General features: G+C 33.5%; 2 protein-coding genes. One reads left to right on the top strand and one right to left on the bottom strand.

What is annotated here, in order from left to right; all coding sequences use genetic code 11:
- Positions 1 to 94: 94 nt before the first annotated feature.
- Positions 95 to 1,276, bottom strand: coding sequence for a hypothetical protein (locus ACFFU9_RS14020; protein ID WP_379862110.1), 1,182 nt, complete (start codon positions 1,274 to 1,276; stop codon positions 95 to 97).
- A 373-nt stretch (positions 1,277 to 1,649) separates the two neighbouring features.
- Between ACFFU9_RS14020 and ACFFU9_RS14015 the strand changes: the two genes are divergently transcribed.
- Positions 1,650 to 1,922, top strand: coding sequence for a group II intron maturase-specific domain-containing protein (locus tag ACFFU9_RS14015; protein WP_379862109.1), 273 nt, complete (start codon positions 1,650 to 1,652; stop codon positions 1,920 to 1,922).
- Positions 1,923 to 2,355: the final 433 nt, after the last annotated feature.

Below are 2,355 nucleotides of genomic sequence, written 5' to 3'. Positions count from 1 at the left end.
AGTACTGAGTACATATAGGGTTGTGATTTAGTTATTTATGTTTCGCAACACAAATATCCACAACCCTTCTCATTTTTTTTAAAAAAAGTTTAAATCACTTCATTGTCTTTTTTACTAATTCAATGTATTCATTGGCGAATTTCTTAATAACAATTTGAATATTATTTTTGTTTGGATATAAATTTTCATCGCTGGTTTCTCCACCCAGGATTTCTCTTTTAGCACTAACTAAAGAGATTTTCCATTTTTTAAAATTTGATTTGGAAAACAATTCAAGTTCCGATTGAGTAATTATTCCTCTGTATTCTAAAGTTTTCTTTACAGAAATTGGATTAGTTGTTAATTCAAAAACGATTTGTTCTCCATTTTCAAAGAGAAAACTTACTTTATCAAATTGTTTAGGCTTTATCTGTTTTGAGTCAAAGTAAAATACAATTTGGTCATTATTGTCTATATAGTTGAAACTGAAAATAAAATCCGTTGATAAGTCATCTGATTTTGTTTTAATACCTTTACTATTTGCAAGTCTTGAACTGACTTTATTCCATTTGATTATAGTTGAATTAGAGAATTCATCAATTATGATATTTGGTTCATTAATAAATTTTCTATTTATTCTATCATTATCGTCTTTCCTTATTACATACATTAATTCCTTATTTGGTATATGTAAAGCTTTTTTGAAATATAAATCAATGTAACCACTTTTTTCAGATTTATGTATAGTTGTGTTGTCATTAACTTTAGCTCCTAATCTCACTAATTGTGCTTTTCCAATTAATGAATCTGAAAATTGATAAACGTCTTGATTTTCCTTAACTAAACTGCCATCTGCAACTAACCATTTATTGAATGAAGATAATTTACTCTCTGTGAAATATGATTTAAACTCAAAATTTTCAATAGAATTTTCATTTTTATAAACTCCTGTTTTGTGAATTTTGAATAATAATTTGTCGTTTTTTAAAAGTTCATCTCTATTAAGTGTCCATTCTAAAACACCTGATTTTGTAGCTTTAATTGATGCTCCGTAAAATTTTCCAAACCCAGTACTTTCTCCAATACGAATTTTACATATTGGTTCGCCTTTATTAATCCATTCTCCATCTGGTTTATTATATTCATAAAAATAAAAGGATTTTTCTCTGTCTTTTTCGGGATAGTCGAGAAGGTTGAATTCTCCTAATTCTGATTCGGTCGTTTTTTTAGGTTCTGTTTCGGTTACCCGTTCATCCGTTTTTTCCTCCGATTTAAAAAATTTGTTTAAAAAATTCATTTTGTTTCTTGGTTAGTTCGGATTTTTCTTCAAAATTAAACACAACGGTTTTGTGTATGATTAGTGGCGTGTTTTAAGCACGGAATTTAGTAAATAAAAACCGAATAGAAAATCCGCGAGGATTTTCGTAAGTAGGCGAGAACTAGCCATTAATTATACACGGTGTGTGTGCCCAGCATGGGCATCTTTTATTTACGGAAAGGTAAATAATTAATCTATAGGGTGCAAGTCCCTTATGCGCAGGAGTAACGTCTTGAAGCATTAGTAAGTCGCAAGGGTGAAAATCGTGAGGTTTTATCTGAAGGAAGCGAAACTACAAAACTCGGTACTGACCCTTCGTCTACGCTCAGGACAGGCCAAGCAGGAACCGTATATGAGGCATATTTACTTGGGTGAGCAAGCATATCATTGGCTGACCCAAAGTTACACTAAACTTAAAAAGCTAGATACTTGGCTAAGAAATCGGTTGCGCTATTGCATTTGGCACGATTGGAAAAAGCTGGAAAGGAAACGTAAAAACCTCATTCAATTAGGTATAGAAGCAGGGCAAGCCTATGCTTGGAGTAGAACAAGAAAGGGAGGTTGGGCAGTTGCTCAACTGCGAAGCACATCACGAAATCCAAATTTTAAATATAATCTTGAGTAAAGCCCTATTTTAAAGACTACTATTACAGTTTCTAGACTTAAACGAAAAGGGTATAAACCTTTGTTAGATTACATTAATAATACGCAAACTTCAATTTAGTGAACCGCCGTATACGAGACCCCTTGGCCTGTCCTGAGCAAAGTCGAAGGATACGGTGGTGTGAGAGGCGCAGTGATGACTTTTAAGTCGTCACCCGTCTACTCGACGTGTGCTGTGTAAGCTATGATAAAGATGGAGGTAGGTCCTCCGATGAGGGTTTTTAGGAAAACTCATCAAACCACTTCTATGACGCATCCAAGGCAACAAAGATGTGTGAAGCGATAGAAGAAAAGGCTATTTAAAATAGTCAGGTAAGGATAGAAGAGATGAGCGAAAGCGAACCTTGCGATGAAGTGACGAAATGACCAGTTGTTGTCAAAACCTGATTTATATC

It is taken from the genome of Mariniflexile ostreae (genome assembly GCF_042427585.1).
GTDB lineage: Bacteria > Bacteroidota > Bacteroidia > Flavobacteriales > Flavobacteriaceae > Pseudalgibacter > Pseudalgibacter ostreae.
Note: the sequence above shows the minus strand (reverse complement) of the source record. Positions and strands in the feature narration are given on the sequence as shown.

Bases quoted from the DNA above. Each gene is read 5' to 3' on its own strand.
- ACFFU9_RS14020 (WP_379862110.1), bottom strand. From the start codon at position 1,276: ATGAATTTTTTAAACAAATTTTTTAAATCGGAGGAAAAAACGGATGAA.
- ACFFU9_RS14015 (WP_379862109.1), top strand. From the start codon at position 1,650: ATGAGGCATATTTACTTGGGTGAGCAAGCATATCATTGGCTGACCCAA.